The sequence below is a fragment of the Rhizobium ruizarguesonis genome, from assembly GCF_012349115.1.
Taxonomy (GTDB): Bacteria; Pseudomonadota; Alphaproteobacteria; order Rhizobiales; family Rhizobiaceae; genus Rhizobium; species Rhizobium ruizarguesonis.
On record NZ_PQIG01000066.1, the window covers coordinates 72,632 to 96,226 of the forward strand.

Consider the following 23,595-nt stretch of genomic DNA (forward strand, 5'->3'; position numbering starts at 1 on the left):
CTTTGAATTTTCTCTAAATATTTCCCTGAGATTTGCGAATAATGGTTGTGTGAAGGTTTTATGACAACTGTATTTAGATAATTTCATGTCATGTAATATTCATTGGCCGCGGCAATTTGAACCAGCTAATAGGGCGTGCGCTGAAAGTGCGCGTCCCTTTTACGTTCGAGGTTCTCATGCAAGCCAAGCTTCTCGGCGCCGTTGGCGCCCTTCTCGCTACAGCGTTTCTTGCTGGTCCCGCTGCCGCCGCCGATAAGACCAAGATTGACTTCTGGTTCGGCAATTCCGGTGACATCGCAAAGCGTGTCCAGGAGCAGTGCGATCGCTTCAACCAGTCGCAGGCCGACTACGAAGTCGTCTGCACCAGCCAGGGCAGCTACGACGCGTCCCTGCAGAACACCATTGCTGCCTTCCGCGCCGGCAAGCAGCCGACCATCGCCCAGGTCTCCGACGCCGGCACCCTCGACATCATGCTCTCCGGCGCCTACTACCCGGCCAACAAGCTGATGACCGACATGGGCTACACCGTCGACTGGAAGGACTACTTCTCCGGTATCTCCGGCTACTACGCGACATCGAAGGGCGAGATGTACTCCTTCCCCTTCAACTCCTCGACCGCTCTTCTCTACTGGAACAAGGACGCCTTCGCCAAGATCGGCAAGGATCATGCTCCGGCGACCTGGAAGGAAGCAGGCGAGGACCTCAAGGCTCTGAAGGATGCAGGCTATGCTTGCCCGCTCGGCTTTGACATATCCAACAACGAAGTCTGGCAGTACATCGAGCAGTTCGAAGCCGTAAACGGCGAAGCCATCGCCACGAAGAAGAACGGTTTTGAAGGTCTCGACGCCGAGCTGGTGTTCAACAAGAACCCGCTTCTCGTCAGCTACGTCAAGGATCTCAAGTCCTGGTACGACAACAAGCTTGCGATCATCAAGAACAAGGCTGTCGGCCAGACCTTCGTCGAAGCTTTTGCCGCTGGCGATTGCCAGGTCATCCTGACCTCGGTCGGCGACCACGGCAATGTTGGCCGCACCGCCAAGCAAGGCATGAACTGGGACGTTGCCATGCTCCCGACCTACGGCGACGCAACCCGGCACAGCTCTTACGTTGGCGGCGCTTCGCTCTGGGTTCTGAAGGGTCATTCCGACGCTGAATACAAAGCTGCCGCTGCCTTCTTCAACTTCATCGCAAAGCCGGAAGAAGCTCTTACCTGGTCGACCGTTACCGGCTACATCCCGGTTCGTAACTCCGGCTTCGAATATCTGAAGAAGCAGGGCTTCTACGACAAGGCTCCTTATGCCGGCCGCGAACTCGCCATTCAGAGCCTGACCGCATCGCCTGCTGGCGATGCTGCTCCGCAGGGCATCCGCCTCGGTGGCCTGCTGCAGGTCCGCACCGAAATCGCCAATGGTCTGCAGGCAATCTTCGTCAACAATGCCGATATCCAGGCTTCGCTCGACAGCGCTGCTGAACGCGGCAATACGCTTCTGCGTCGGTTCCAGCAGACCTATAAGAACGTTCAGCTCCCCTGATCGCTTGATATGAGCCGCACCCGGCCCGCGTTTCGCGCGCCGGGTGCGTCCTTGTAAGTTATTTAGCCAGCCGCGGATGCGAACTTGCCGCCCGCGCCTAAAGCGCGTCGCAATCTTTCAGATTCGCTCCTCGCGCTTTAGATCTCTATTTTGACGCATGTCGTTACCGCAAAACCGCTGCACATTTTTGCGCGACATGTTTTAAACCAAACCAGGACGAAAACGACCACTCATGGAAAAGCGCGTCACTTTCTCCTCAACGACGATCGGGCTGCTCTTCGCATTTCCGATGCTGTTGCTGATCTTCGTCTTCTTCTATTGGCCGAGTGCGCAGGCGCTCTATTGGGCGTTTACGCTCGAGCAGCCATGGGGCGGCGGTAATGCCTGGGTCGGTTTCGACAATTTTAAACAGCTGCTCACCGATCCGATCTATTGGGACTCGATCACCCGCAGCATGATCTTTGGCTTCAGCTCGACGGCCATTGCCATGGGGCTGGCGCTTATCCTGGCGCTTTTGACGGATCGTGAACTGCGCGGCCACAAAGTCTACCGGTCAGTCTTCATCTGGCCTTACGCAATTGCGGCTCCCGCTCTCGGCCTCGCCTTCCGCTTCATCCTGGCGCCGGAGGCCGGCCTTCTGTCGGTCATCAACCACGTCTGGCCCGGCCTCTGGAACCCCGCACTCGACGGCAAGGATGCGATGATCGCCGTCATCGTCGCCTTCTCCTGGAAATATATCGGCTACAACTTCATCTTCTTCCTCTCGGCGCTGCAAGGCATTCCACGCTCGCTGATCGAGGCCGCCGCGATGGATGGTTCGGGGCCGATGCGCCGGATCTGGGATATCCAGCTGCCCCTGCTGACGCCGACGCTGTTCTTCCTGCTCGTCATCAATATCACCGAGAGCTTCCAGGATTCCTTCGGTATCGTCGACGTCATGACGCAGGGCGGCCCGGCGCGCGCCACCGAACTCATGGTCTACAAGATCTATTTCGACGGCTTCAGAGGTCTCGATTATTCGGGCGCCGCAGCGCAGTCCATCATCCTGATGGTGCTCGTTGTTCTTCTCACCATCTTCCAGTTCCGCTTCATCGAGCGGCGCGTGCATTACAAGTGAGGTCGCGAACATGATCGAACGCACGCCGATATTCAACTTCATCTGCTATACGCTTCTCGCGCTCGGCATGGTGATCGCGCTTCTGCCTTTCGCCATCGTCATCATCGCGTCGACACTCGATCTGGAGACGGTCAATCGCGTGCCGCTGCCGCTGGTTCCAGGCTCGCATTTCTGGGAAAACGCGCAGACCGCCTGGGTTCGCGCCGATCTCGGCAACAAGCTGTTCCACAGCATCATCTTCGCCGCAACCGTCGGCGCCGGCAAGGTCATGCTGTCTTCCATGGCAGCCTTCTCGATCGTCTACTTCCGCTTCCGTGGCCGGTATGTGATTTTCTGGATCATCTTCATCACGCTGATGCTGCCGCTGGAAGTCCGTATCGTGCCGACCTATTCGATTGCGGCCAATGCGCTGCAGCCTTTCCAGACGATCCTCGACGTTACCGGCATAAGCTGGCTCATTGCGCAGATCACCGGCGTCCAGATCAAGCTCGAATGGGGTCTGCTGAATTCCTATCCCGGTCTCGTTCTGCCGCTGGTCGCAACCGCGACCGGCACCTTCCTCTACCGGCAGTTCTACCTGACGGTTCCGGACGAGCTTGCCGAGGCTTCGAAGATGGACGGATCGGGCCCGGTCCGGTTCTTCTGGGACATTCTGCTGCCGCTCTCGCGCCCAAATATGATCGCGCTCTTCACCATCATGTTCGTCTGGGCCTGGAACCAGTATCTCTGGCCGCTGCTGATCACCACCGATCCGAATTTCGGCATCGCCGTGACGCAGCTCAAGACCCTCATCCCGTCCGAATTCGGCCTGCCCGACTGGAACGTCGCCATGGCCGGAACCCTGATCATCATGTCGCCGCCATTGATCCTCGTCATTCTGATGCAGCGCTGGTTCGTACGCGGCCTTATCTCCACCGAGAAGTGAAGGAGTACTCCCTTGGCACCGATCTCCATTCGTGGCGTGAAGAAAAACTACGGCAAGACCCCCGTCGTTCACGGCGTCGATCTCGACATCCAGTCGGGCGAGTTCATCGTCATCCTCGGCCCGTCCGGGTGCGGCAAGTCCACGCTGCTGCGTATGATCGCCGGCCTCGAGGAAATCACCGGCGGTGAAATCGCCATTGACGGCCGCGTCGTCAACCAGCTGGAGCCGCGCGAGCGCGGCTGTGCCATGGTGTTCCAGAACTATGCGCTTTATCCGCATATGAGTGTTGCCGAGAATATCGGCTACGCATTGAAGGTGGCCGGCGTCTCGAAGGCGGAGCGTCAGCGGCGCATCGGCGAGGTCGCCAAGGCGCTCAGCCTCGAACCCTTCCTCGACCGTCGGCCCGCCGCTCTTTCCGGCGGTCAGCGCCAGCGCGTCGCCATGGGCCGCGCGATGATCCGCGAGCCGAAGGTGTTTCTCTTCGACGAGCCGCTGTCGAACCTCGACGCCAAGCTGCGCATCGCCATGCGCGCCGAAATCCGCCGCCTGCACCGCCGCCTCGGCGCCACGTCAATCTTCGTCACGCATGACCAGACCGAGGCGATGACGCTGGCCGACCGGCTGGTGGTGATGAATGGCGGCAGGGTGGAGCAGGTCGGCACGCCGGAAGAGGTTTATCATCATCCGGTCTCGCGTTTCGTTGCAGGCTTCGTCGGCACGCCGGCGATGAACCTGCTCGAGGGCACAATCAATGACGAGGGCGTCTTCGTCTACGATCAAAGCCGCAAAGTCGCGCTGCCGCGCGAGCGCGCCGCACCGCTGAAAGGCAAACGCGTCGTGCTCGGCATGCGCGCCGAGGCCGCCCGGCTGGTCGCCCCGGATGCTCCCGGCGCCCTCACCGCAACGGCCGATTTCATCGAAGAGCTCGGCGCAAGCCGCGTCGTCCACGCCGATTTCGATGGGCTGCCCTTTGCCGTGGCGCTGACTGAGGCCGTGAAGGTGAAGTCGGGCGATCCGATCGGCATCGCGATCGATTACGACCAGATCCACCTCTATGCCGCCGATACCGGCCGGGTCATCGAGAACCCCGCCATGAGCGGTGTCGGTGCTGTTCACGCCTAAAGCGGTCTGCGATGATCCTTTGCGAGGATCTTGGCAGAGCGTTCGGCGGCTGAGGATGTCAGCCGCTTGCTCGATCGTGAATTGCTCTATCGGTGGATCGGGTCGATCCACGCAACGTCTTCCGGCTTTTCGACCGGCTCGATGTCGAGGTTGACGACGACCGGTTCCTGGCCTGAGCGGACGAGAACGCACTCCAGCGTCTCGTCGCGGCTGGCGTTGATCTCTTGATGCGGCACATAGGGCGGAACGTAGATGAAGTCGCCGGGGCCGGCCTCGGCGGTATATTCCAGATGCTCGCCCCAGCGCATGCGGGCCTTGCCCTTGACCACGTAGATGATGCTTTCGAGATCGCCGTGGTGATGGGCGCCAGTCTTGGCATTGGCATGGATCGTGACCGTGCCGGCCCAGATCTTCTCGGCCCCGGCGCGCGCATTGTTGATCGCGGTCGCGCGGTTCATGCCCGGCGTCTGCGTGGTGTTCGGATCGAGCGAATTGCCGGGAATGACCTTGACGCCATGTTCCCGCCAGTCGACATGATGATGCTCGTGATCGTCGCTCATGCCTTGCCTCCAGCTTCGATTTTATCAGTCTAGGCTCGAGCTGGGCGGTGGCCAAGTGGATTTGCGGCTGTGCTGCCGCACATAGCTTCTGTGCACAAGGAAAGGACGGACCCGATGAGCCACCTCCCGCAGATCGATTACGATACCGCTTCGGAAGAGGTTTGTGCGGCGCATGACGAGGAAGTCAGGCTGCGCGGGCGGATGACCAACATGAAGCGCACACTGCTGCATTCGCCAGCCGCCCATCGCATCTATGCCGAATGGTTCACGCTGCGGGCCGAGCTTGATCCTGCTGTCAGCGACCGGGCGATCTGGATCTTCTCGCATGCGATCTCGAAGGCGGCGAAATCGAAGATCGCCATCACCTTCTTTCGCCGGGCGCTGATCAACAAGGGTTTCAATCCCGATGCGCTGAAGTTTTCAGACGAGGAAGCGCTGCTCGACACCTTCGGCAGGGCGATCGTCGCGGATTCCAACGCCGTTCCCGCCAAACTCTGGGCAGAGCTGAAAGAGCGCTACGAGACCAAGGTGCTCGTCGATCTCGTCGCCTTCGCCGGCATCATGCTGGCGACCGCCGTCTTCAACAATGTCGTCGAGGTCGATTTCGATCCCGAGCTTGAAGCCTTTGCCGAAGGCGCCAGTTCATCCGCATCCTGAAGTTTCAGCTATCAAGCGGCAGGATCAGCACATCGCGCGGCGGCACCTCGATGCCACTATTGCCGATATGGTCCATCGGCCAGACTGCCTGGCTTTGCGCAAGCGTTCCCCGGGCGAGCGTCACCTCGGTCTTCTGCGCCGCCCTTGTCGGATTGACGAGCCAGAGGAAGCTGCCCTTTTCTCCCTCGTGGATACGGGCGAAGAGTGCAGCATTCGACAGCGTCACGTGGCGCTTCTTCCCGCTCCATCTCAATAGCTCGGCGAAGAAAGCGCCGTTCGCCTTCCCCTGCGTGCGGTAATAGGCCACGGAAGGATTGGTGCCGATCAGCAGCGTGCGGCCCTTGCCATAGGCATTTTCGACGACGGCAAGACGGCCGTCGGTGAAGTGGCCGCGTCCCGTTCCGCCGGTCAGCCGATAAGACTGCAGGAAGCCGCCACCGTCGACCGCCGCGCCGTCGAGATCGAAATGGATGCGGTCGCCGATATCGGGCATGAATTCGACGTCCTCCTCGCGCGCGCCGAAGACCTCGTCGAGGCCCATGTTCGGCTGCACGGTGCCGACATGGCCGCGATCGCCGAAATAGCCGGGGCATGCCTCGGCAATCAGCGTGCCGCCGTTTTCGACCCAGGCTTTCAGGCTCCTTGCCTGCTCCGATGTGAACATGATCGGATAGGGGAAATAGAGGAAATCATAGGCTGCGATATCGTCGATATGCACCCAGTCCGGCTGCACGCCATTTTCGAGAAAGGCGCGATAGGCCCCCCACATGGCTTCGGGATAGGGCTTTTCCTTGCGGTCGTGGTTCAGGAGGTGGTCAAATTCCTGCGTTTCGCGAACGACGAGGATGCCGACCTCGCCGCGCACGGGCTTTGCTTCCCAGAGGGGGCCTTGCGCCTTGTCATTTGCCCATTTCGCCATGGCGCTTGCCATATCGGAGCGCGGCGTGCGCGAGCCGTCCATGCCGTAGGAGCCGAAAGCGCCGAAGAGCGGACCGTCGAGCAGCGGGCGCCAGCGCAGATTGATCACGCCGCGGGCGCCGCCGGCAAGTGAGGTCATGCTCCAGAGGCGGATATCCTCGGGCTCGACGACGCGGCCATCCTCCTTGTCGCGGCCGATCACCTGCGGCTGCAGCCAGAGCGGGCCGCCCTGGCGTTCGGCATGCCAGAACGGCTTGCCGCGGGCGGCGGCGCGGTTGATGTCGACGCCGTACCAGTTCCTCCAGGCTTCCGACCCCTTGCGGGCCTGGATCCAGGTGAAGCCGTAGACCTCGACCTTGGAGGCGGCGAGCCAGTCGTCGCAGCCGTTGGCCGCCATGTTGGGAATTGCGCCCGATATGCCGTGGGCGGCGATCACATTCTTGCTGTCGACGGCGCGGATCGTGTCGATGCGCCACTGCATCTGGTCGTAGAAATTGTCGCGCTTGAACTGCAGCCAGTCGATGCATTCGGGATAGGGCGCCATGTGCACCGGCGGCTCGATATCGTCCCATTCGGCATAACTGTAGCGGTACCAGGCTTTCGCCAGGACCTTCAGGCTGCCGTATTTCTTTTCCAGCCATTTGCGAAAGGCTGATTTGGCATAGGGGCTGTAATCGACATCGGCGGAATAGTTGCACTCGTTCCAGACGTCGTAGCCATAGATCGCCGGATGATCCTTATAGCGGGTGGCGAGCGCGGTCAGGAACTTGCCGGCGGCTTCCTTCACTTCGGGGCAGTTCAGCGTCAAGGCGCCGGCGCCGCCACCATTGTTGGAGAAGCCGCCGGTCGCCGACGAGACGCCCATATAGGAACCGAGTTTCGTGCCGTCGGCATTGACCTGCAACGCATAAGCGTATTTGCGCACCGCCCAGTCGGGCACGGCATGGATCAGCTCGGCGATAATGGTCTTGATGCCGTTTGCGGCGGCAAGGTCCATCTGACGATCATATTCCTCCCATTCATAGACGCCGGGAGCAGTTTCGATCGCGCTCCACATAAACCAGTGGCGGAAGATGTTGAGGCCGTCCTGCCCAGCGGTGGCGTAGTCGCGTTCCCAATCCTCGCGGGGCGGATTCGACTTGCGGAAATAGACGGCGCCGTAGGGCAACTGGATATCTTTGTTGAGCATTTTCCTATCCTTTTCTATCGATGCCCGGACATGGCTTCGCCGTCCGGAAAGAAGGCTCCGGCAGTCGGCAATCGAAGATGTCGTCCGGTTATTCTAAAAAGCGTTGATCTAGCGCGGTCCTCCGGCGAGGAGTTCCAGGGTGCGGATGAGGGCGGAATGGTCGCGTTCGCCGTCGCCATTGGCGATCGCCGCATTCATCAGCTGTTGCGTGGCGGCCGTGTTCGGCAGCGACAGATCGAGTGCGCGGGCGGCATCGACGGCAAGCGTCATGTCCTTGCGGTGCAGGCGGATGCGGAAGCCGGGCTCGAAGGTCTGCTTGACCATGCGCTCGCCATGCACTTCGAGAATGCGCGAAGCGGCAAAGCCGCCCATCAGTGCAGAGCGCACCTTGGCCGGATCGGCGCCGGCACGCTTGGCAAACAGCAGCGCTTCGGCAACCGCCTCGATCGTCAGACCGACGATGATCTGGTTGGCGACCTTGGCCGTCTGGCCGTCGCCGCTACCGCCGACATGGGTGATGCTCTTGCCCAAATTTTCGAAAAGCGGCTTGGCGCGCTCGAATACCTGCTCCTTGCCGCCAACCATGATCGTCAGCGATGCGGCCTTGGCGCCGAGCTCACCGCCGGAAACCGGGGCATCGAGATAGTCGCAGCCGAGCGCCTCGATGCGTTTGGCGAAAGTCTTGGTGGCGACCGGCGAGATCGAGCTCATGTCGATAACCAGCTTGCCCTGGGAGAGGCCGGAGGCGACGCCGTCTTCGCCGAACAGCACCGCCTCGACATCTGATGTATCCGGCAGCATCAGGATGACGATGTCGGAGGCGCGCGCCACCGCCCTGGCGCTGGCGGCGGCTTTGCCGCCCTTGTCGACAAGATGTTGCGAAGCCTCCTTCACCCGGCTCAGGTGCAGCGTGTGGCCGGCGTCGATCAGGTGTTCCGCCATCGGGCGGCCCATGACGCCCAGTCCGATAAATCCGATGTTCATGCTGTCCTCGCTGACTTCAGATAGGGTTTCATCCAGCCGAGGCCTTCGCTGGTGCCGGATTTCGGCTTGTACTCGCAGCCCACCCAGCCGTTGTAACCGAGGCGGTCGAGCTCGGAGAGGATGAAGTGGTAGTTGATCTCGCCGGTGCCGGGTTCGTTGCGGCCGGGATTGTCGGCGATCTGCACATGGGCGATCTTCTCCTTCAGCCTTGTGAAGGTGGGGATCAGGTCACCCTGCATGATCTGCATGTGGTAGAAATCATACTGGATGTAGAGATTGTCCGAGCCGACCCGGTCGAGAATGCGTTCGGCATCAGCGGTGGTCGACAGGAAGAAGCCGGGAATATCGCGCAGGTTGATCGGCTCGACCAGCAGCCTGACGCCGACGTCGGCACAACGCTTTGCTGCATATTTCAGATTATCGACCAGCACCGTTTCCAGCGTTTGAAGGTCCGCACCCTTCGGCACCAGCCCGGAGATGACATTCACCTGCCGGCAATCGAGCGCTGCGGCATAATCGAGCGCCTGCGCGATCCCGTTGCGGAACTCCTCTACTCGCTCCGGCAGGCAGGCGATGCCGCGCTCGCCGCCGGCCCAGTCGCCTGATGGCACGTTGAAGAGCGCCTGTTTCAGGCCGCTCGCCTTCAGCGCCTCGGCGACCTTCTCCTTGGGTTCGGCATAGGGGCCGAGATATTCGAGGGCGCCGAAGCCGTCCTTTGCGGCTGCCGTGAAACGGTCGAGAAAGGGCAGGTCCTGGTAGAGGAAGGAAAGGTTGGCGGAAAATTTCGGCACGGGATCGTCCTTAAATATTGGCAGGCGCGACGAAACGATGCCGGTGCAGCATGCGCTTGTCGCGAGGGTCGGGATTGGGCACGGCGGAGATGAGGCTCTTCGTATAGGCCTCTTCGGGAGCGGTGCAGATCTGTTCGGCCTCGCCAAGTTCGACGATTTTGCCGCGATGCATGACGGCGACGCGATCGCAGAAATAACGCACGACCGAAATATCGTGCGAAATGAAGATGAAGCTCAGGTTCAGCCGCTGACGGATATCGAGCAGCAGGTCGAGGATCTGGCTGCGGATCGAGACATCGAGTGCCGACGTCGCCTCATCGGCGATGATGATGCGCGGATCGAGCGCAAGGGCGCGGGCGATGCCGATGCGCTGGCGCTGCCCGCCGGAGAAGGCATGGGGATAACGCTCCATAGCTATCGGGTCGAGGCCGACCAGACGCATCAGTTCAGCGACGCGGTCCTCCAGCGCCTTGCCCTTGGCCAGCCCGTTGACAACAAGCGGATCGCCGATCACTTCCTTGACGGTCATGCGCGGATTGAGCGAGGCGAAAGGGTCCTGGAAGACCAGGCGGACCTCGCGGTGGAAGGTGCGGAGTTCGCGCTTGGTGAGTTTCGTGACGTCGATCTCGCTACCGTCCTTGCCGCGATAGCTGATGCTGCCCGATGTCGGCTCGACGGTGCGCAGGATGAGCCGGCCGAGCGTCGTCTTGCCGGAGCCGCTTTCGCCGACGATACCGAGGTTTTCGCCGGGATAAAGATCGAAGCTGGCGTCGTCGACGGCGCGCAGCGTGTTTGATTTGCCGTGCCAGCCGTAGATCTTGCCGAGATTGCGGACGGACAGGATCGGCTGCGGCGCCTCCGGCGAGAGCGCCACGGCGGGCAGCCGGCCTTCGACATGGTGGGTGAGCTTGATCGTCGAGGCCAGCAACTGCCGGGTATAGGGATGCTCGGCGGCATGGTAGATCGCATCCACTGGGCCGCGTTCGACGATGCGGCCGAAGCGCATGACGGCGACGTCATCTGCCACTTCGGCGACGATCCCCATGTCATGGGTGATGAGCAGCATGGCCATGCCGCGTTCGACCTGCAATCGCTTGATCAGGTCAAGGATTTCGGCCTGGGTGGTGACGTCGAGCGCCGTCGTCGGTTCGTCGGCGATGAGAATGTCGGGATTGCCGGCAAGCGCCATGGCGATCATGGCGCGCTGGCGCATGCCGCCGGAGAACTCGAAGGTGTAGCGGTCGGCCATCTTGTCCGGATTCGGAATTTCGACCTGGCGCAGCAGTTCGATGGTCCTTTCGCGGGCGGCACGCTGATCGAGATTGCTGTGCAGGCGCACGGCCTCGATGATCTGCGAGCCAATGGTATGGACCGGTGACAGCGAGCTCATCGGCTCCTGGAAGATCAGGCCGATACGACGGCCGCGGATGGCGCGCATCGCCCGGTCGGACGGTTTCAGCGCGGCGATATCGGTGATGCCGTTACTCCCGGTGACCCCGTCGCCGTTGCTGAGCAGGATGCGGCCGGAAACGATGCTGCCGGGGCTGTCGACGATCTGCAGGAGCGAGCGGGCGGTGACGCTCTTACCGGAGCCGCTTTCGCCGACGAGGCAGAGTGTCTCACCGCGCTTCAGCTCGAAGCTGACATTTTCGACGGCGTGCAGGATGTGGGTGCGCAGCCTGAAATCGATCGAGAGGTTTTCGACGGAGAGAACGACGTCTTCTGAAAGATCGGTCATGGTTTCCTCCTCAATTGTCATAGGGGTCGGCGGCATCGCGCAGGCCGTCGCCGAAGAAATTAAAGGACAGGACGGCGATGACGACTGCGAGCGACGGCCAGATCAGCAGCCACGGCGCGGTCGCGACGGTGCGGATGTTCTGCGCATCTTGCAGCAGTACGCCCCAACTGACGACCGGCGGCTTGAGGCCGATGCCGAGGAAGGAAAGCGAGGTCTCGGCGACGATCATGGTCGGCACGGCCAGCGTCACGACCGCAAGGATATGGCTCGTCAGCGACGGCAGGATATGACGGAAGATCAGCCGCGCCTCGCTCGATCCGTCGAGCCGGGCGGCAACGACGAAATCCTCGCTGCGCAGAGCCAGGAACCGGCCGCGCACCTCTCGCGCCAGGCTGGTCCAGCCAAGCAGCGAGACGATGATCGTTATGACGAAGTAGACATTGACCGGCGACCATGTCAGCGGGATCGCCGCCGCCAGGCCAAGCCACAGCGGAATGGTCGGCATGGCGCTGACGACCTCGATGACACGCTGGATCAGCGTATCCACCCAGCCGCCGTAAAAGCCGGAGATGGAGCCGAGCACGACGCCCAGGATCAGCGACATGGCGACGCCGACGAGGCCGATCGACATGGATACGCGGGTGCCGTAGACGAGGCGCGAGAAGACGTCGCGGCCGAGCCGATCGGCGCCGAGCAGATACATCGGGTCGTTCTGGTTGAGCGGGCCGATCAGATGCCGGTTCATCGGGATCAGGCCCCAGAGGTCATAGGCCGCGCCTTTGACGAAGAAGCCGATCGGGACGACCTTGGTGTCGTCGACGACGAAGGTGCGGCGCAGCGCCACCTTGTCGATCTCGACCTTGTAGCCCTTCACATGGAAATTGAACTCCGAACTGCCGTCCGGCTTTTCCACGAAGAAGCTGAAGCCTTGCGGCGGGGCATAGGTATATTGCGGCCGAGAGGTCATCGGCAAAGCCGGCGCCAGGAATTCGGCGAAGAGGCCGACCAGATAGAGGAAGAGGATGATGGCGCCGGCCACCATCGCCACCTTCTGGCGGATCAGTTTGCCGGCGACCAGCCGCCAAGGGCCGATCGCGGCGGTCGAGACGGTCTTGCCCTGTTTCAGCGGGCTGATCGACGGGCCATCGGCAACAGTGTGAAGCGGACCCGCGTGGTTTCCGAAGGTTTCGTGCGTGCTCATCGCGTCCCCCTCAATTGAACCGGATGCGCGGATCGAGCAGCGCCAGCAGCAGATCCGACAGCAGCATGCCGACGAGGGTGAGCGCGCTCAGAAGCAGGATGAAACTGCCGGCGAGATACATATCCTGCGAAATCAGCGCGCGGAAAAGCAGCGGGCCGGCGGTCGGCAGGTTCAGCACAATGGCGGTGATCGTCACGCCAGAGACGAGGTGCGGCAGAACCCAGCCGATCGCCGAGACGAAGGGATTGAGCGCGATTCTGACCGGATATTTCAAGATGACCTTGTATTCCGGCAGTCCCTTGGCGCGGGCGGTGACGACATATGGTTTGTGCAGTTCGTCGGTCAGGTTGGCGCGCAGGATGCGGATCATCGCTGCCGTTCCGGATGCGCCGATGATAATGATCGGGATCCAGAGATGGGCGAGGAAATCGCCGACCTTGGCGAGGCTCCAAGGCGCCTCGGCATACTCAGGCGAGATCAGCCCGCCGACGCTCTGGCCGAGATATTTATAGGCGATGTACATCAGCGTCAGCGCCAGGATGAAGTTCGGCACCGCAAGGCCGATGAAGCCGAGAAAGGTGAAGACGTGGTCGCCGATGGAGTGGCGGCGGACAGCGGAATAGATGCCGATCGGCAAAGCCACGACCCAGACGAAGAGCAGGCTCAAGAGCGAGATTACCAGCGTCGAGCCCATGCGCGCCCAGATCAGCCCGGAGACGGGCTGGCCCCACTCGAAGGAGTAGCCGAAGTCGCCGCGGCTGACGATGCCCCAGATCCATTTCAGATATTGGACATAGAAGGGGTCGTCGAAGCCGTAGATTTCCTTCAGCCGCTCGATCTGCGCCGGATCGACGGTCTGGCCGCTGTCGCTCATGGTGGCGATCATCGACGTCAGATAGTCACCCGGCGGCAGCTGGATGATCAGGAACGAGATCAGCGACATGCCAAACAAGGTCGGGATCATGTAGAGCACGCGCTTGAAGATATAGCCAAGCATCGAAACGTTTCTCCTCCCGTCGGGAACGCTGTGAGGCGATTCCCCCGGATCTTCACCCGCCTTCGGCCCTCCAGGCCGAAAGCGCTCCTCCGTCGCGTGTCACCTCATTTCCAGGTGATGTGCAGGACCTCCAGCCGATCGATACCAGGTACCTCCACCTGGGCGCGGCCATTCCCGAAGCTGAAGCTTGCGGCGCGGTCGGCAACGACGAGCCACGCCTTCGCCACCGATCGGCCCTCCGGAATCTCCACCGAAACGGTCTGCGCTGCCAGAGGGTAATTGTCGCGGATCGGACCTTTCATCATCATCGGATTGGTGAGGTTGAAGAGGCTGAGCGCCAGGCCCTCACCGTTTTCGCGCAGCGCCAGATCGATGACGCCCTTGCCCTTGACGGTGACACGCGGCGTCTTGCCGAGTGCCCAATGGACGGCGTTGGCGATGAGCCGCGCATGATCGACCGCAAAGACCTCCCAGAAGATCTCGCCGATGTTCCAGGGGATGTAAACCGTGCGGCCACCCTTGCCAGTCTCGCGGGCGATGACGGCAGCGCCTTTCGGCTCTTCACGCGGATAGACCTCTTCCATCGGCAGATCGGGAAAGTCGGGGATATAAAGGAAGGGAGTCTTGGCATCGGCCGACGGTTCGGCGTGGATCAGGCGGGTGCCGCCCATGATGCGTTCGGCGTCGTCGAAATCCCGATTGATCGGGTGATCGCCGGAAAGGGCGACATAGGTGTTCTTGACGATGCCGCGCGGGCCGGAGACGTATTTGGCGCCGAGCACGTCGGCCAGGCCGAAGTCGGCACGCCTCTTGCCGAATTCATCACGCAGCGAGGTCTCATAAGAGGCAATCACGCTGCCGCCGCGATCGACATAGGCGCGGATCGCCGCGTTCTGCGCATCCGAAAGGCAGGAGGCGTTGGCGAGAATGATCAGCTTGAAGCGGTCGAGGTTTTCCTCGGTCAGCACCTGGTCCGAGAGCAGCTCGAAGGGCAGCCGGGCTTCGACGAGGGCGTGATAGAGACCGAGATCGTGCTTCTCGGCGGAATGCCGCTCTTCCGGCGCCCAGTGGCGCAGCGTTGTCGAGGGATCGATGACGGCGATTTCAGCGGTCGGCTTCATGCTTTCCAGCACGGGCTCGACGGCTGCCTGCAGGCCGAAGGCGTCGGCCACCGGCTCGACCCAGCGTTTGTCGGGCACGACACCGTTGAACTTGGTGAACCAGGCATAGAGACCGTGGGCAGTGCCGTCATTGATCCAGAGCTGCATCTCCTCACCCGAGGTGACGGCATCCTTCCAGCGATATTCCTCCTCCGGGCCGATCGAGGTGATCAGCACGACCGGGCGGTCGGGGAAGGTGGCGCGAATGCGCTTGCCGTTGCGGCCGGCCGACCAGCCGAGCTCGAGCCCCTTGCGGCCCTGATGGTCGACGACGAGGAAGGGGCAGTGCCTGGCGATGACCGAGAGGTCGAATTCCATCAGCGACGCGCCGCCCATGTTCGGAATGAAGCTCGCATGCGGGCGGATCGCTTTGACGGCATCGTCCCATTGCGCGATCATGTCGGTGAGCACGCGGCGGCGCCATTGCACCCAAGCCTGCCAGGCCGGATCCTCGGCATCGGGTTTTACCGGCAGGGCGTGGCCGGACATATCCTTGAAGCGGCGGGCGCTGTCTTCGCTATAATCGACGCCGTGGCCCTGCCAGCGATTGGCGAAGACCGCATCGATATCGTATTTGCGGACGATCTCCTTGACCACCTCAGGCATGAAGAGGCTGTTGTAGTCGCCATAGGCATTGGTGACCCAGACATCGGGATAGGCCCAGTGGCGGCGCGGCGTGCCGTCGGCATTGATCATCACCCATTCCGGATGGGCTTTGGCGGCATCGTCATGGATCGCATGCGGGTCGACGCGGGCCATGACATGCATGTCGAGCTTGCGGGCGGCGTCGACGAGCGCGCCGAAGATGTCCTTGTCGCCGAGATATTTGCTCACATAGTGGTAGGGCACGTCGCTCGGATAATAGGCGATATAGCCGCCGGCGCTGAGGCAGACCGCGTTCGATTTCGTGCGTTTGAAGACATTGATCCAGAAGGCCGGGTCGTATTTCTCCGGGTCGTCTTCCACGAAGGTCAGCTGGGTCCAGCGGGTCGCGGTCTTGAACCAATCCGGCGTCCTCAGCGTGTGGGTGTTCTGTTTTCTGGCGTCGAGCATCGTCTTCATCCAATCATTGGCAAAGAAGGCCCCCGGCGCCGACCGGCTCGTCGGGCGCCTGGTATGGCTCATGAGGTTGAAGGCCATTAGGCCTTGTAGAACTGCTCCGGCATGGTCGGAGCGGGCGTCGGCCAGCCGAAGGAGTTCGGCATGATCTTCGTGATGTTCTTCATGTTGTTCTTGACGATGCCGTATCCATCAGGCGGCAGCGAGATGCCGAAGACATAGAAGTTGTCGGCGGCGCCTTGCAGGATCTGCTTCATGACCTCGCGCTGGCCTGATGAGTCGGAAGTCGCCTTCAGCTTGTCGTAGAGCGCAAGCTGGCTCTTCGTGCTTTCCGGCGGTTCCTCGGCATTGGCATTGGCGCGGTCGCGATACCAGAGTTGCCAGGCCGGGGCATACATGGCGTTGGCATCGGTCGGCACGTAGTAGCGTGGGTCGAGCATGGCGGCGACGCCGCCATTTGCGCCGAACTGGTGGGCGGTCGCGTCGAAATCGCGGCCCTGGCGGACGCGCGTCTCCCAGAGCGAACGGTCCATCGAGCGCATCTGCGCATCGATGCCGACCGCCTGGAACATCGGAATGACAAGCTGGAAGAGATCGAGGAAGACGGCGCGCGCCTGGTCGATCTCGAAGATGATCGTCAGGCGGCGGCCCTTTTCGTCGAGGCGGAAGTTCTGGTCGTCGCGCTTCGGCACGATCTGGTCGAGCATGGCATTCGCCTTGTCGACGTCATAGGCCGTGAACTGCGTGGCGAGCTGCTCGTTGTAAAGCGGATCTTCCTTCTTGATCGACGGCTGGGCAGCCGCCCCCTGGCCAACGAGGACGGCATCGATCAGCGACTGCCGGTCGAGTGCGGTCGAGAGTGCCGCACGGAAATCCTTGTTCCGGAAGAGCGTCCGCTTGGTCTCGTCATTGTGGTTCAGGTTGAAGATGAAATTCATCACATTGGCCTCGGTCGAAGTCAGCGTGTAGAAATCATAGCCGCCCTGCTCGCGCGCATCGTAGAGAACCGACTTGTTGTTGGGTGTGGCGATATACTGGTCCATCAGGTCGACTTCACCCTGCATGGCCTTCAGCAGCAGAACCTGCGGGTCGGCGACCATCTGGTAGACGATGCGGTCCATATAGGGCAGCTGGTTGCCCTCGGTGTCGACCTTCCAATAGTAGGGATTGCGCTCGGCAACGGCGCGTTCGGTGTTTTCGCCGGGCGCTATCGTGAACATCCAGGCATGCACGCAGGGCTTCTTCGAGGAGTTCAAGAAGAAGGCGTTGTCGTCCTGGAAACCGGCGGCCGCCTGGAAAGAGGCGATCCAGCTTTCGAAGCCGCGTTGCTTGGCGAGTTCATCGGCCTTCGGATTGAAGTCGATGTGGAACTGCTCGAGATAATGTTTCGGCGTGCGCGTCGTCTGGTCGTTGTTGGCCCAGGCGACCTGCAGCGGGAAAAGACCGTTCGGCTTGTCGAAGGTGACCTTGAAGGTCTGCTCGTCGACGATCTCCAGCTTGGCCGGCTTGCCGCCGGACTTCCAATGATCCTGGCCGACGAAGGCGACGCGCTTGTCGGTAAAGACGGTGTCGTACCAGAACTTGATGTCGGCGGTGGTGTAGGGATGACCGTCCGACCACTTCATGCCCTTGCGCAGGCGGATCGTATAGACTCTGGAATCGGCGTCACCCTCGAAGGACTCGGCAACGTTCAGCGTCACGCCGGACCAGTCGGGCGTATAGCGCAGCAGCGGCTCATAGGCCTGGTAGCGGAACAGCATCGACAGCGAGCCACCGCCGACCAGCGCCATGTTCCAATCGCCACCGTATTTGCCGACGCTTTCGACCGGTTTGACGACGAGCGGATTTTCGGGAAGCCGGTCCTTCAGGGCCGGCAGGGCGCCGCTCGACACCTTCGTTTTCAGGATATCGGCTTCCTTGAACTCTGTGGCGAAAACCGGCAGCGCCGGCAAGATGAATACGGCCGATGTCCCGGCCAGAAACGCACGTCGTTTCAGCTTGATCATAGGGGTTATCCTCCAAAAATCCGTGCCCTTATTCATTATTTTGCTGTTGGGCTTGGGATGAGGGAAAGATTACATTTGGATATTGTTAGGTAAAGCGTTATGTTTTCGTTAGTGCGAAAATTTCCTTTTGGGATGCGGTTGATATAGCCAGCGTCCCATCAACCGAATGTAGGGGTGCCACGTGGGAAGCAGAGGCCGGGTTACATTGCAGACGATCGCGCGGGAGGTCGGCCTGTCGAAATATGCGGTGTCGCGGTCGCTTGCCGGCAAGAGCGGCGTCAGCGAGGAAACGCGCGCACTGATCCGCGAGACGGCGCAGCGCCTCGGCTATACGAGGCCAGCCGGGCAGGGTGCTGCAGGCGAGGTCGCCGTGGTCTTTCACGACCTGGATGCCGTCAATAGCGAGCTTTATATGCAGGTTCAGAACGGCGTGCAGCGCGAGGCGCACCGGCTGGGCATGACGCTGCGCCTCCGCTGGACCCATAATCAGGGGCAGCTGGAAGAGCTGGCACGCGCATGTGACGGACTGATCCTCGTCGGCCCCCATGACCGCGAGGCAGTGGCGGCGGCGAGTGCCACGGGCGTTCCGATCGTACGTTTTGGCTGGGTCGATCCGCTGGAGCAGGCCGACCAGGTGACGGGTACGGATCATGAGGCGGGGCAGGCGGTGATCGAATATCTGGCCGGTCTCGGCCATCGCTCGATCGTTTATGTCTATGGCACGCCGGGCTTTCGGGGGCGGCAGGAGCGCTATTACGGTGCCCGCGAAGTCGCCGAACGTTATTCCGATGTTACCCTACACGTTATGCAGTTCGACGAGCAGAACGGCTTCGCGACGGCCTACCAGGCACTGAAGCAAAGGGGCATCCGGCCAACGGCCTTCTTCTGCGCCCATGATGGGTTAGCGCTGACCGTGGTGTCCGAACTGCTCGGTCAGGGATACCGCATTCCCGACGACGTCTCGGTCGTCGGTTTCGGCGATTTTTCGCCGGCGACGCAGATCTCGCCGGCGCTGACGACGGTGCGCATGGAGGGGCAGGAGTGTGGCGCCGTCGGCCTACGTCTGCTGCTCGAACGCATCGAGAATCCACGCCTGCCGGGCATGCCGGCGCGACGCATCATGATCGCCTCGCGGATCATCGAACGCCGCTCGGCCGGCCCCTGCAAGGTGGCTGTGAGCCTCGACGTTGCCGATGCCTAGCCAAGCGAAGCGATCGCTGCCTTGACGGCGTCCGCACCCGGCTTTGTCGGCCGGTATTCCAGACCGACTGCACCGTTATAGCCATTAGCGAAGATCCAGCCGAGGCGGTGGGCAAGGTCGCTGCTGCCTGAGCCCGGTTCGTTGCGACCGGGATGATCGGCGACATGGACATGGATAACGCGGTCGAGGCGACAGCCAAGCACCTCCTCGGTGCTCTCGTCCATGACGGCGGAATGGTAGATGTCGTAGACGATACCGATCTCGGGGCGGGCGACGGCATCGATGATGTCGAGGCCTTCGCGGGTTGAATCGAGGAAATAGCCGACATGGTCGATGCGAATGTTGAGCGGCTCGACGCCGAGGCGCACACTGCTGCCTTTGAGGATATCGGCGCCCGCTCTCAGCGTTTCGGTGATCGCCCGGCGCTGTTCTTCGCGGGTCAGGCCCGGGAGATCGTCGCCCGCCTGGGCAATCAGCACCGGCGCGCCGAGGCGCTTTGCGACAGTGACGGATTCGGCAAGACCTTTCAGCCAGGTCTGCCGGTTGGCGGCGTCGGTCAGCGCGATCATCGGTTCGGCGACGAGGCTGGAGACGGCAAGGCCGGTTTCCTTCAGCGCCGCCTCGATCGCGTCCAGATCCTTGTCGGTCCAGCGCCAGAATTCGATCGCCGTCAGGCCGGCCGCATGGGCGCGGCGGATGCGATCGGGAAAGCTGTCGCCCTCTTCGGCAAACAGCCACTCTATGCAGGCTGAATAACGTCGCATGAAAACTCCTCCCATCAGTTGATGCAGGCATGCGACAGATCGGCGTCTGCCGCAAGAGGAGCGCGGGCGCTTGACGCCCGGTGTTCATTGGCGGAACACTCAGCACATCAGGCCGGGATCTCCGGCCGTTTGCGGAGGAAGACATGGATCTCGGATTGAAGGGAAAGACTGCCGTCATAACGGGTGCGTCGGTCGGCATCGGACTGGCGATCGCCGAGGGGCTGGCGGCTGAGGGCGCCGACCTCGTGCTGGCAGCACGCGGCGGCGTACGGCTCGAGGCGGAAGCCGCCCGTATCGCCGATAAGTACGGCGTCAGCGCCGCGGCTGTCGCAGCCGATGTGGCGACGGTTGGGGGAACCGAGGCGATCATCGCGGCGGCGGCCGCAAAAGGCGGCGCCGATATCCTCATCAACAATGCCGGCACCGGATCGAACGAGACGGTGATGGAGGCGCCCGACGAGAAGTGGCAGGACTATTGGGACCTGCATGTGATGGCCGCCGTGCGGCTGGCGCGCGGCATCGCGCCACAGATGAAGGAACGGGGCGGCGGTGCGATCCTGCACAACGCCTCGATCTGCGCCGTCCAGCCGCTCTGGTACGAGCCGATCTACAATGTCAGCAAGTCGGCGCTGATGATGTTTTCGAAGACGCTCTCGACCGAACTCATCAAGGACAATATCCGCGTCAACTGCGTCAATGCCGGCCTTATCCTGACGCCCGACTGGATCAAGACCGCCAAGCAATTGACGGCGGAAACCGGCGGCAACTGGGAAGGCTATCTGCAGAGCGTCGCCAACGAGCACGCCGCCTCCAAACGGTTCGGCACGCCGGAGGAACTGGCCAACGTCTTTGTCTTCCTCAGTTCGGAGCGTGCGAGCTATTGCATCGGCTCGACCTATTTCGTCGATGGCGGCATGCTGAAGACGATCTAACCGAAGAGGTCGGAAAGCGCGCGGCGGCCGGTCTTTCTCGAGGCTGCCGGGCGTTTCTGTGGACGTTGCCGATACAAGCTATAAATAATAGCTATTTTGTTGTATGTTCACGCTTTTGACGCTATTTGCCTGCTATTGGCAGGATAAATACTGCGATTTCTACAAGGCGACGACGATGCTGACGAAAAAGGGAAAATACGGGCTGAAGGCGCTGGTCGACCTGGCACGGCTGGCGCCGGGCGAGACCGCCTTCATCAATGACATCGCCGCCCGTAACAATATCCCGAAGAAGTTTCTCGATACGATCCTGCTCGAATTGCGCAATGTCGGCATCCTGCGCTCGAAGAAGGGGCCGGGCGGCGGCTATTCCCTGTCGCGGCCGGCCTCTGAAATCCGCATCGGCCATGTCATCCGCACGCTCGACGGGCCCTTAGCGCCGATCCGCTGCGCCAGCCGTACGGCTTACGAGGCCTGCGACGACTGTGCCGATCCGGAAACCTGTCAGGTGCGGCGCTCGATGACCGATGTTCGGGACGCGATCGCCGCCATTCTCGACAATATGACCCTCGAGCAGTTCGTCGCCGACGGCGGCCGCGTCGAAGGCGCGAAGGAAGAATTCCCAATCTCCGCGGCCAGCTGAATTAGAGCCTGCCGGGCTTCGACATATATTCGCCTGCGGTGTGCAACAGCTTATCCCGCGGCAGCGATAGCGCGTGAATGCGGGCATTGCGCCAATGGCGGTCGAGATTGAGGCCGATGCCGGCCGATGTTTCTCCTGCAAGTTCAAACAGCGCGTTTGCGGTGTCGAGTGCCGTTTCCCCGGCAAGGATTGCGGCGGCCGAGGCGGAAAAATGTGCGTCCGCCATTGCGGCCTCCACAGGATTGACCTGGGCAATGTCGAGTTTGCGGCCAGCCCGTTCCAAGGCTGCCGCCGTCGTTTCGATGCGGATGGCGTGCTTGCCGATCCCGGGCAGGACGGGCGTGCTGGGATCGCCGATCGCGGTCATCAGGTCGCTCCATGCAGCCCGGGCGATGCCCAGGCTAACGCCCGCCTTCAGCAGCAGGCCGAGCGAGATGCCGGTCGAATATCCGGACGAGGGGGCAGGGACAATCGCATCTGCATTGACGTGAAGCGTGCCGACGATCGCCGTCGCCGATCCATTGGTGCGCTGGCCGAAGCCATCCCAATCGTCGACCACCTGCACGCCTTCGTCGGTGCGTGCGAGGTAGAGTGTCACCGGGCGGCTGGGCGGAGCGGTGGCGGCAGCGGCGATCCAGTCGGCGAATAGAATACCGGGTGCCTGCCGCGTGCGCCCGCTCAGGCGGTAGCCTGGGCCTTCGGCGGTCAGTTCGGCCCCGTCGGTGAAGGCGGCGCCTGAAAGGCGGTCGCCGAGCAGCACACGGGCAAACAGCGATGCCTTCAAATCCTCGGCAGCCTGGGTGCGGAGCGTTTCCAGCGCGCAAAAATGATTTTCCAGCGCCTCGCCGATCGAAGCATCGCCCTCGGCGATGATTGCAACGATTTCGGCGAGCAGGGCGTTCGACACGTCGAGCCCTTCATGGTCTGGCGGAACAGTGATTGCCGTCAGTCCCGATACCGACAGCGCATCAAGCTCGGCAAAGGGCAGGATGCGGTTGATATCGCGCTCGCTCGCCTGATGCCGGAATGCGGCGGCGAGGCCCCGGGCCGTGGATATCGCCTCCTCTTCGCTTTCGATGCGATGCGCGGGAGGCCTCAGGCTCTCATGAAACTGCGATACCGTTCCCATCGGTCACTCTTTTCTCGACGGATACAGGAGTGAGGGATTGCCCCTCGAATGATAAGGCCGGTTTTTCTACAAAACGCGGGTGCTTTGAATTTTCTTACCAGCTTGATTGCCTTGTCCTTCACTCTACTTACGGTTAGGTGGGGCTTCCTTGATCGAGAAATATGATGAGCGACTCTCGTGCTCGCAACAGCGAGGTTTCGAAAATGGCACGCCAGCCGAGACCGCGCCTGACGCTGGATCTTGCCGCTATTCCAACCTATGCGATCGGCGACATTCACGGTCGGTACGATCTGCTTGTGAAAGCCGAAGAGGCGATCCTGCGTGATGGCGCGCAGTTGCCCGGGCGTAAGCTGATCGTCACGCTCGGCGACTATATCGACCGCGGCCCGGAATCGTCACAGGTGATCGCCCATCTTATGGAGCCACCGCCAGATGGATTCGACCGCATCTGCCTTGCCGGCAATCACGAAGTCGCCATGCTCGACTATGTCGACGGCTGGATCTCCTATGACGATTGGATGCAGATGGGGTCAGCGGAGTCGCTCAAATCCTATGGCCTCGATCCGGAGCACCTGCCGCTGGTCTTTCCCTCCGGCGCGAAGCTCGATGCCTTCATCCGCCAGTCGCTGCCGCGGACGCATATCGATTTCATGCGGGCGATGCCCGTGCTGCTGGAGACCCCGAGCGTGATTTTCGTGCATGCCGGCATCAATCCGAAGCTGCGGCTCAGCGAGCAGACGGACGAGGATCTGGTGCTCATCCGCCAGCGGTTTCTCGAAAGCCGGGTGCCGTTGCCGAAACTCGTCGTTCACGGTCATACGCCGAACGACGAACCCGACATACGGCCGAGGCGGCTCAATCTCGATACGCGCGCCTTTCGCAGCGGCAAGCTCACCGTCGCCCGCTTGTGGCAGGGCAAGGTCCATCTGTTTTCGACCTGACTTCTGTGCCTGTTTCCCAGCCGATGCGTCGA

Annotated in this window: 20 protein-coding genes; 9 read left to right on the forward strand and 11 right to left on the reverse strand. The window is 61.7% G+C overall.

Features of this window, described 5'->3' with window-relative positions:
- The first annotated feature begins 176 nt into the window (after positions 1-176).
- The 4 genes from C3Y91_RS09025 to C3Y91_RS09040 all read left to right on the forward strand — a co-directional run bounded on the left by C3Y91_RS09025 (position 177) and on the right by C3Y91_RS09040 (position 4,696).
- The gene (locus C3Y91_RS09025; RefSeq protein WP_024319341.1) at positions 177-1,532 is read left to right on the forward strand and encodes an extracellular solute-binding protein; all 1,356 of its coding nucleotides are present in this window, start codon (positions 177-179) and stop codon (positions 1,530-1,532) included.
- Positions 1,533-1,764: 232 nt separating this feature from the next.
- A complete protein-coding gene (locus C3Y91_RS09030; RefSeq protein ID WP_017965892.1) occupies positions 1,765-2,649 on the forward strand; it encodes a carbohydrate ABC transporter permease in 885 nt (294 codons plus the stop codon).
- Between the two features lie 10 nt (positions 2,650-2,659).
- Positions 2,660-3,574, forward strand: a complete 915-nt coding sequence (locus C3Y91_RS09035) for an ABC transporter permease subunit (protein ID WP_018073662.1) — start codon at positions 2,660-2,662, stop codon at positions 3,572-3,574.
- A 12-nt stretch (positions 3,575-3,586) separates the two neighbouring features.
- On the forward strand, positions 3,587-4,696 hold the full coding sequence (locus C3Y91_RS09040) for a sn-glycerol-3-phosphate import ATP-binding protein UgpC (protein ID WP_018073663.1): 1,110 nt from the start codon (positions 3,587-3,589) through the stop codon (positions 4,694-4,696).
- A gap of 86 nt (positions 4,697-4,782) precedes the next feature.
- On the opposite strand, the gene C3Y91_RS09045 is transcribed toward C3Y91_RS09040, so the two are convergent.
- Positions 4,783-5,256 (reverse strand): cupin domain-containing protein, encoded by a 474-nt coding sequence (locus tag C3Y91_RS09045; RefSeq protein WP_018073664.1) that lies wholly within the window; start codon positions 5,254-5,256, stop codon positions 4,783-4,785.
- A gap of 114 nt (positions 5,257-5,370) precedes the next feature.
- On the opposite strand from C3Y91_RS09045, the gene C3Y91_RS09050 reads away from it, so the two are divergent.
- A complete protein-coding gene (locus C3Y91_RS09050) occupies positions 5,371-5,913 on the forward strand; it encodes a carboxymuconolactone decarboxylase family protein (RefSeq protein WP_018073665.1) in 543 nt (180 codons plus the stop codon).
- Positions 5,914-5,917: 4 nt separating this feature from the next.
- Here C3Y91_RS09050 and C3Y91_RS09055 read toward each other — a convergent pair whose 3' ends face one another.
- The 8 genes from C3Y91_RS09055 to C3Y91_RS09090 form a co-directional block, all read right to left on the reverse strand.
- Complete coding sequence (locus tag C3Y91_RS09055; protein ID WP_168575263.1) at positions 5,918-8,020, reverse strand: beta-galactosidase; 2,103 nt, start codon at positions 8,018-8,020, stop codon at positions 5,918-5,920.
- Between the two features lie 108 nt (positions 8,021-8,128).
- Positions 8,129-9,004, reverse strand: coding sequence for a 2-hydroxy-3-oxopropionate reductase (locus C3Y91_RS09060; protein WP_130673028.1), 876 nt, complete (start codon positions 9,002-9,004; stop codon positions 8,129-8,131).
- Positions 9,001-9,795, reverse strand: a complete 795-nt coding sequence (otnI, locus tag C3Y91_RS09065) for a 2-oxo-tetronate isomerase (RefSeq protein WP_130662114.1) — start codon at positions 9,793-9,795, stop codon at positions 9,001-9,003. The genes C3Y91_RS09060 and otnI overlap by 4 nt, the downstream gene beginning before the upstream one ends.
- Before the next feature lie 10 nt (positions 9,796-9,805).
- Positions 9,806-11,533: an ABC transporter ATP-binding protein gene (locus C3Y91_RS09070; protein WP_024319346.1), complete on the reverse strand. Its 1,728-nt coding sequence runs from the start codon at positions 11,531-11,533 to the stop codon at positions 9,806-9,808.
- Between the two features lie 10 nt (positions 11,534-11,543).
- Positions 11,544-12,734 (reverse strand): ABC transporter permease, encoded by a 1,191-nt coding sequence (locus tag C3Y91_RS09075; protein WP_024319347.1) that lies wholly within the window; start codon positions 12,732-12,734, stop codon positions 11,544-11,546.
- A gap of 10 nt (positions 12,735-12,744) precedes the next feature.
- Positions 12,745-13,731, reverse strand: coding sequence for an ABC transporter permease (locus C3Y91_RS09080; RefSeq protein WP_018073671.1), 987 nt, complete (start codon positions 13,729-13,731; stop codon positions 12,745-12,747).
- A 104-nt stretch (positions 13,732-13,835) separates the two neighbouring features.
- A complete protein-coding gene (locus C3Y91_RS09085; protein WP_024319348.1) occupies positions 13,836-15,944 on the reverse strand; it encodes a family 10 glycosylhydrolase in 2,109 nt (702 codons plus the stop codon).
- 86 nt (positions 15,945-16,030) lie between these two features.
- The gene (locus C3Y91_RS09090) at positions 16,031-17,956 is read right to left on the reverse strand and encodes an ABC transporter substrate-binding protein (protein WP_018073673.1); all 1,926 of its coding nucleotides are present in this window, start codon (positions 17,954-17,956) and stop codon (positions 16,031-16,033) included.
- A gap of 181 nt (positions 17,957-18,137) precedes the next feature.
- Between C3Y91_RS09090 and C3Y91_RS09095 the strand changes: the two genes are divergently transcribed.
- Complete coding sequence (locus C3Y91_RS09095) at positions 18,138-19,157, forward strand: LacI family DNA-binding transcriptional regulator (protein ID WP_024319349.1); 1,020 nt, start codon at positions 18,138-18,140, stop codon at positions 19,155-19,157.
- Here C3Y91_RS09095 and C3Y91_RS09100 read toward each other — a convergent pair.
- Entirely contained in the window at positions 19,154-19,921 is a 768-nt protein-coding gene (locus C3Y91_RS09100; RefSeq protein ID WP_024319350.1) for a TIM barrel protein, read from the reverse strand. The genes C3Y91_RS09095 and C3Y91_RS09100 overlap by 4 nt on opposite strands.
- Before the next feature lie 143 nt (positions 19,922-20,064).
- On the opposite strand from C3Y91_RS09100, the gene C3Y91_RS09105 reads away from it, so the two are divergent.
- Together C3Y91_RS09105 and C3Y91_RS09110 are read left to right on the forward strand one after the other, a co-directional pair.
- Complete coding sequence (locus C3Y91_RS09105; RefSeq protein ID WP_024319351.1) at positions 20,065-20,853, forward strand: SDR family NAD(P)-dependent oxidoreductase; 789 nt, start codon at positions 20,065-20,067, stop codon at positions 20,851-20,853.
- Positions 20,854-21,028: 175 nt separating this feature from the next.
- Positions 21,029-21,493 (forward strand): RrF2 family transcriptional regulator, encoded by a 465-nt coding sequence (locus tag C3Y91_RS09110; RefSeq protein ID WP_024319352.1) that lies wholly within the window; start codon positions 21,029-21,031, stop codon positions 21,491-21,493.
- 1 nt (position 21,494) lies between these two features.
- Here the strand turns inward: C3Y91_RS09110 and C3Y91_RS09115 are convergent, their stop codons facing one another.
- Positions 21,495-22,622, reverse strand: coding sequence for an acyl-CoA dehydrogenase (locus tag C3Y91_RS09115; protein WP_024319353.1), 1,128 nt, complete (start codon positions 22,620-22,622; stop codon positions 21,495-21,497).
- A 164-nt stretch (positions 22,623-22,786) separates the two neighbouring features.
- Between C3Y91_RS09115 and C3Y91_RS09120 the strand changes: the two genes are divergently transcribed.
- Positions 22,787-23,563: a metallophosphoesterase family protein gene (locus tag C3Y91_RS09120; RefSeq protein WP_018073679.1), complete on the forward strand. Its 777-nt coding sequence runs from the start codon at positions 22,787-22,789 to the stop codon at positions 23,561-23,563.
- Positions 23,564-23,595 lie beyond the last annotated feature (32 nt).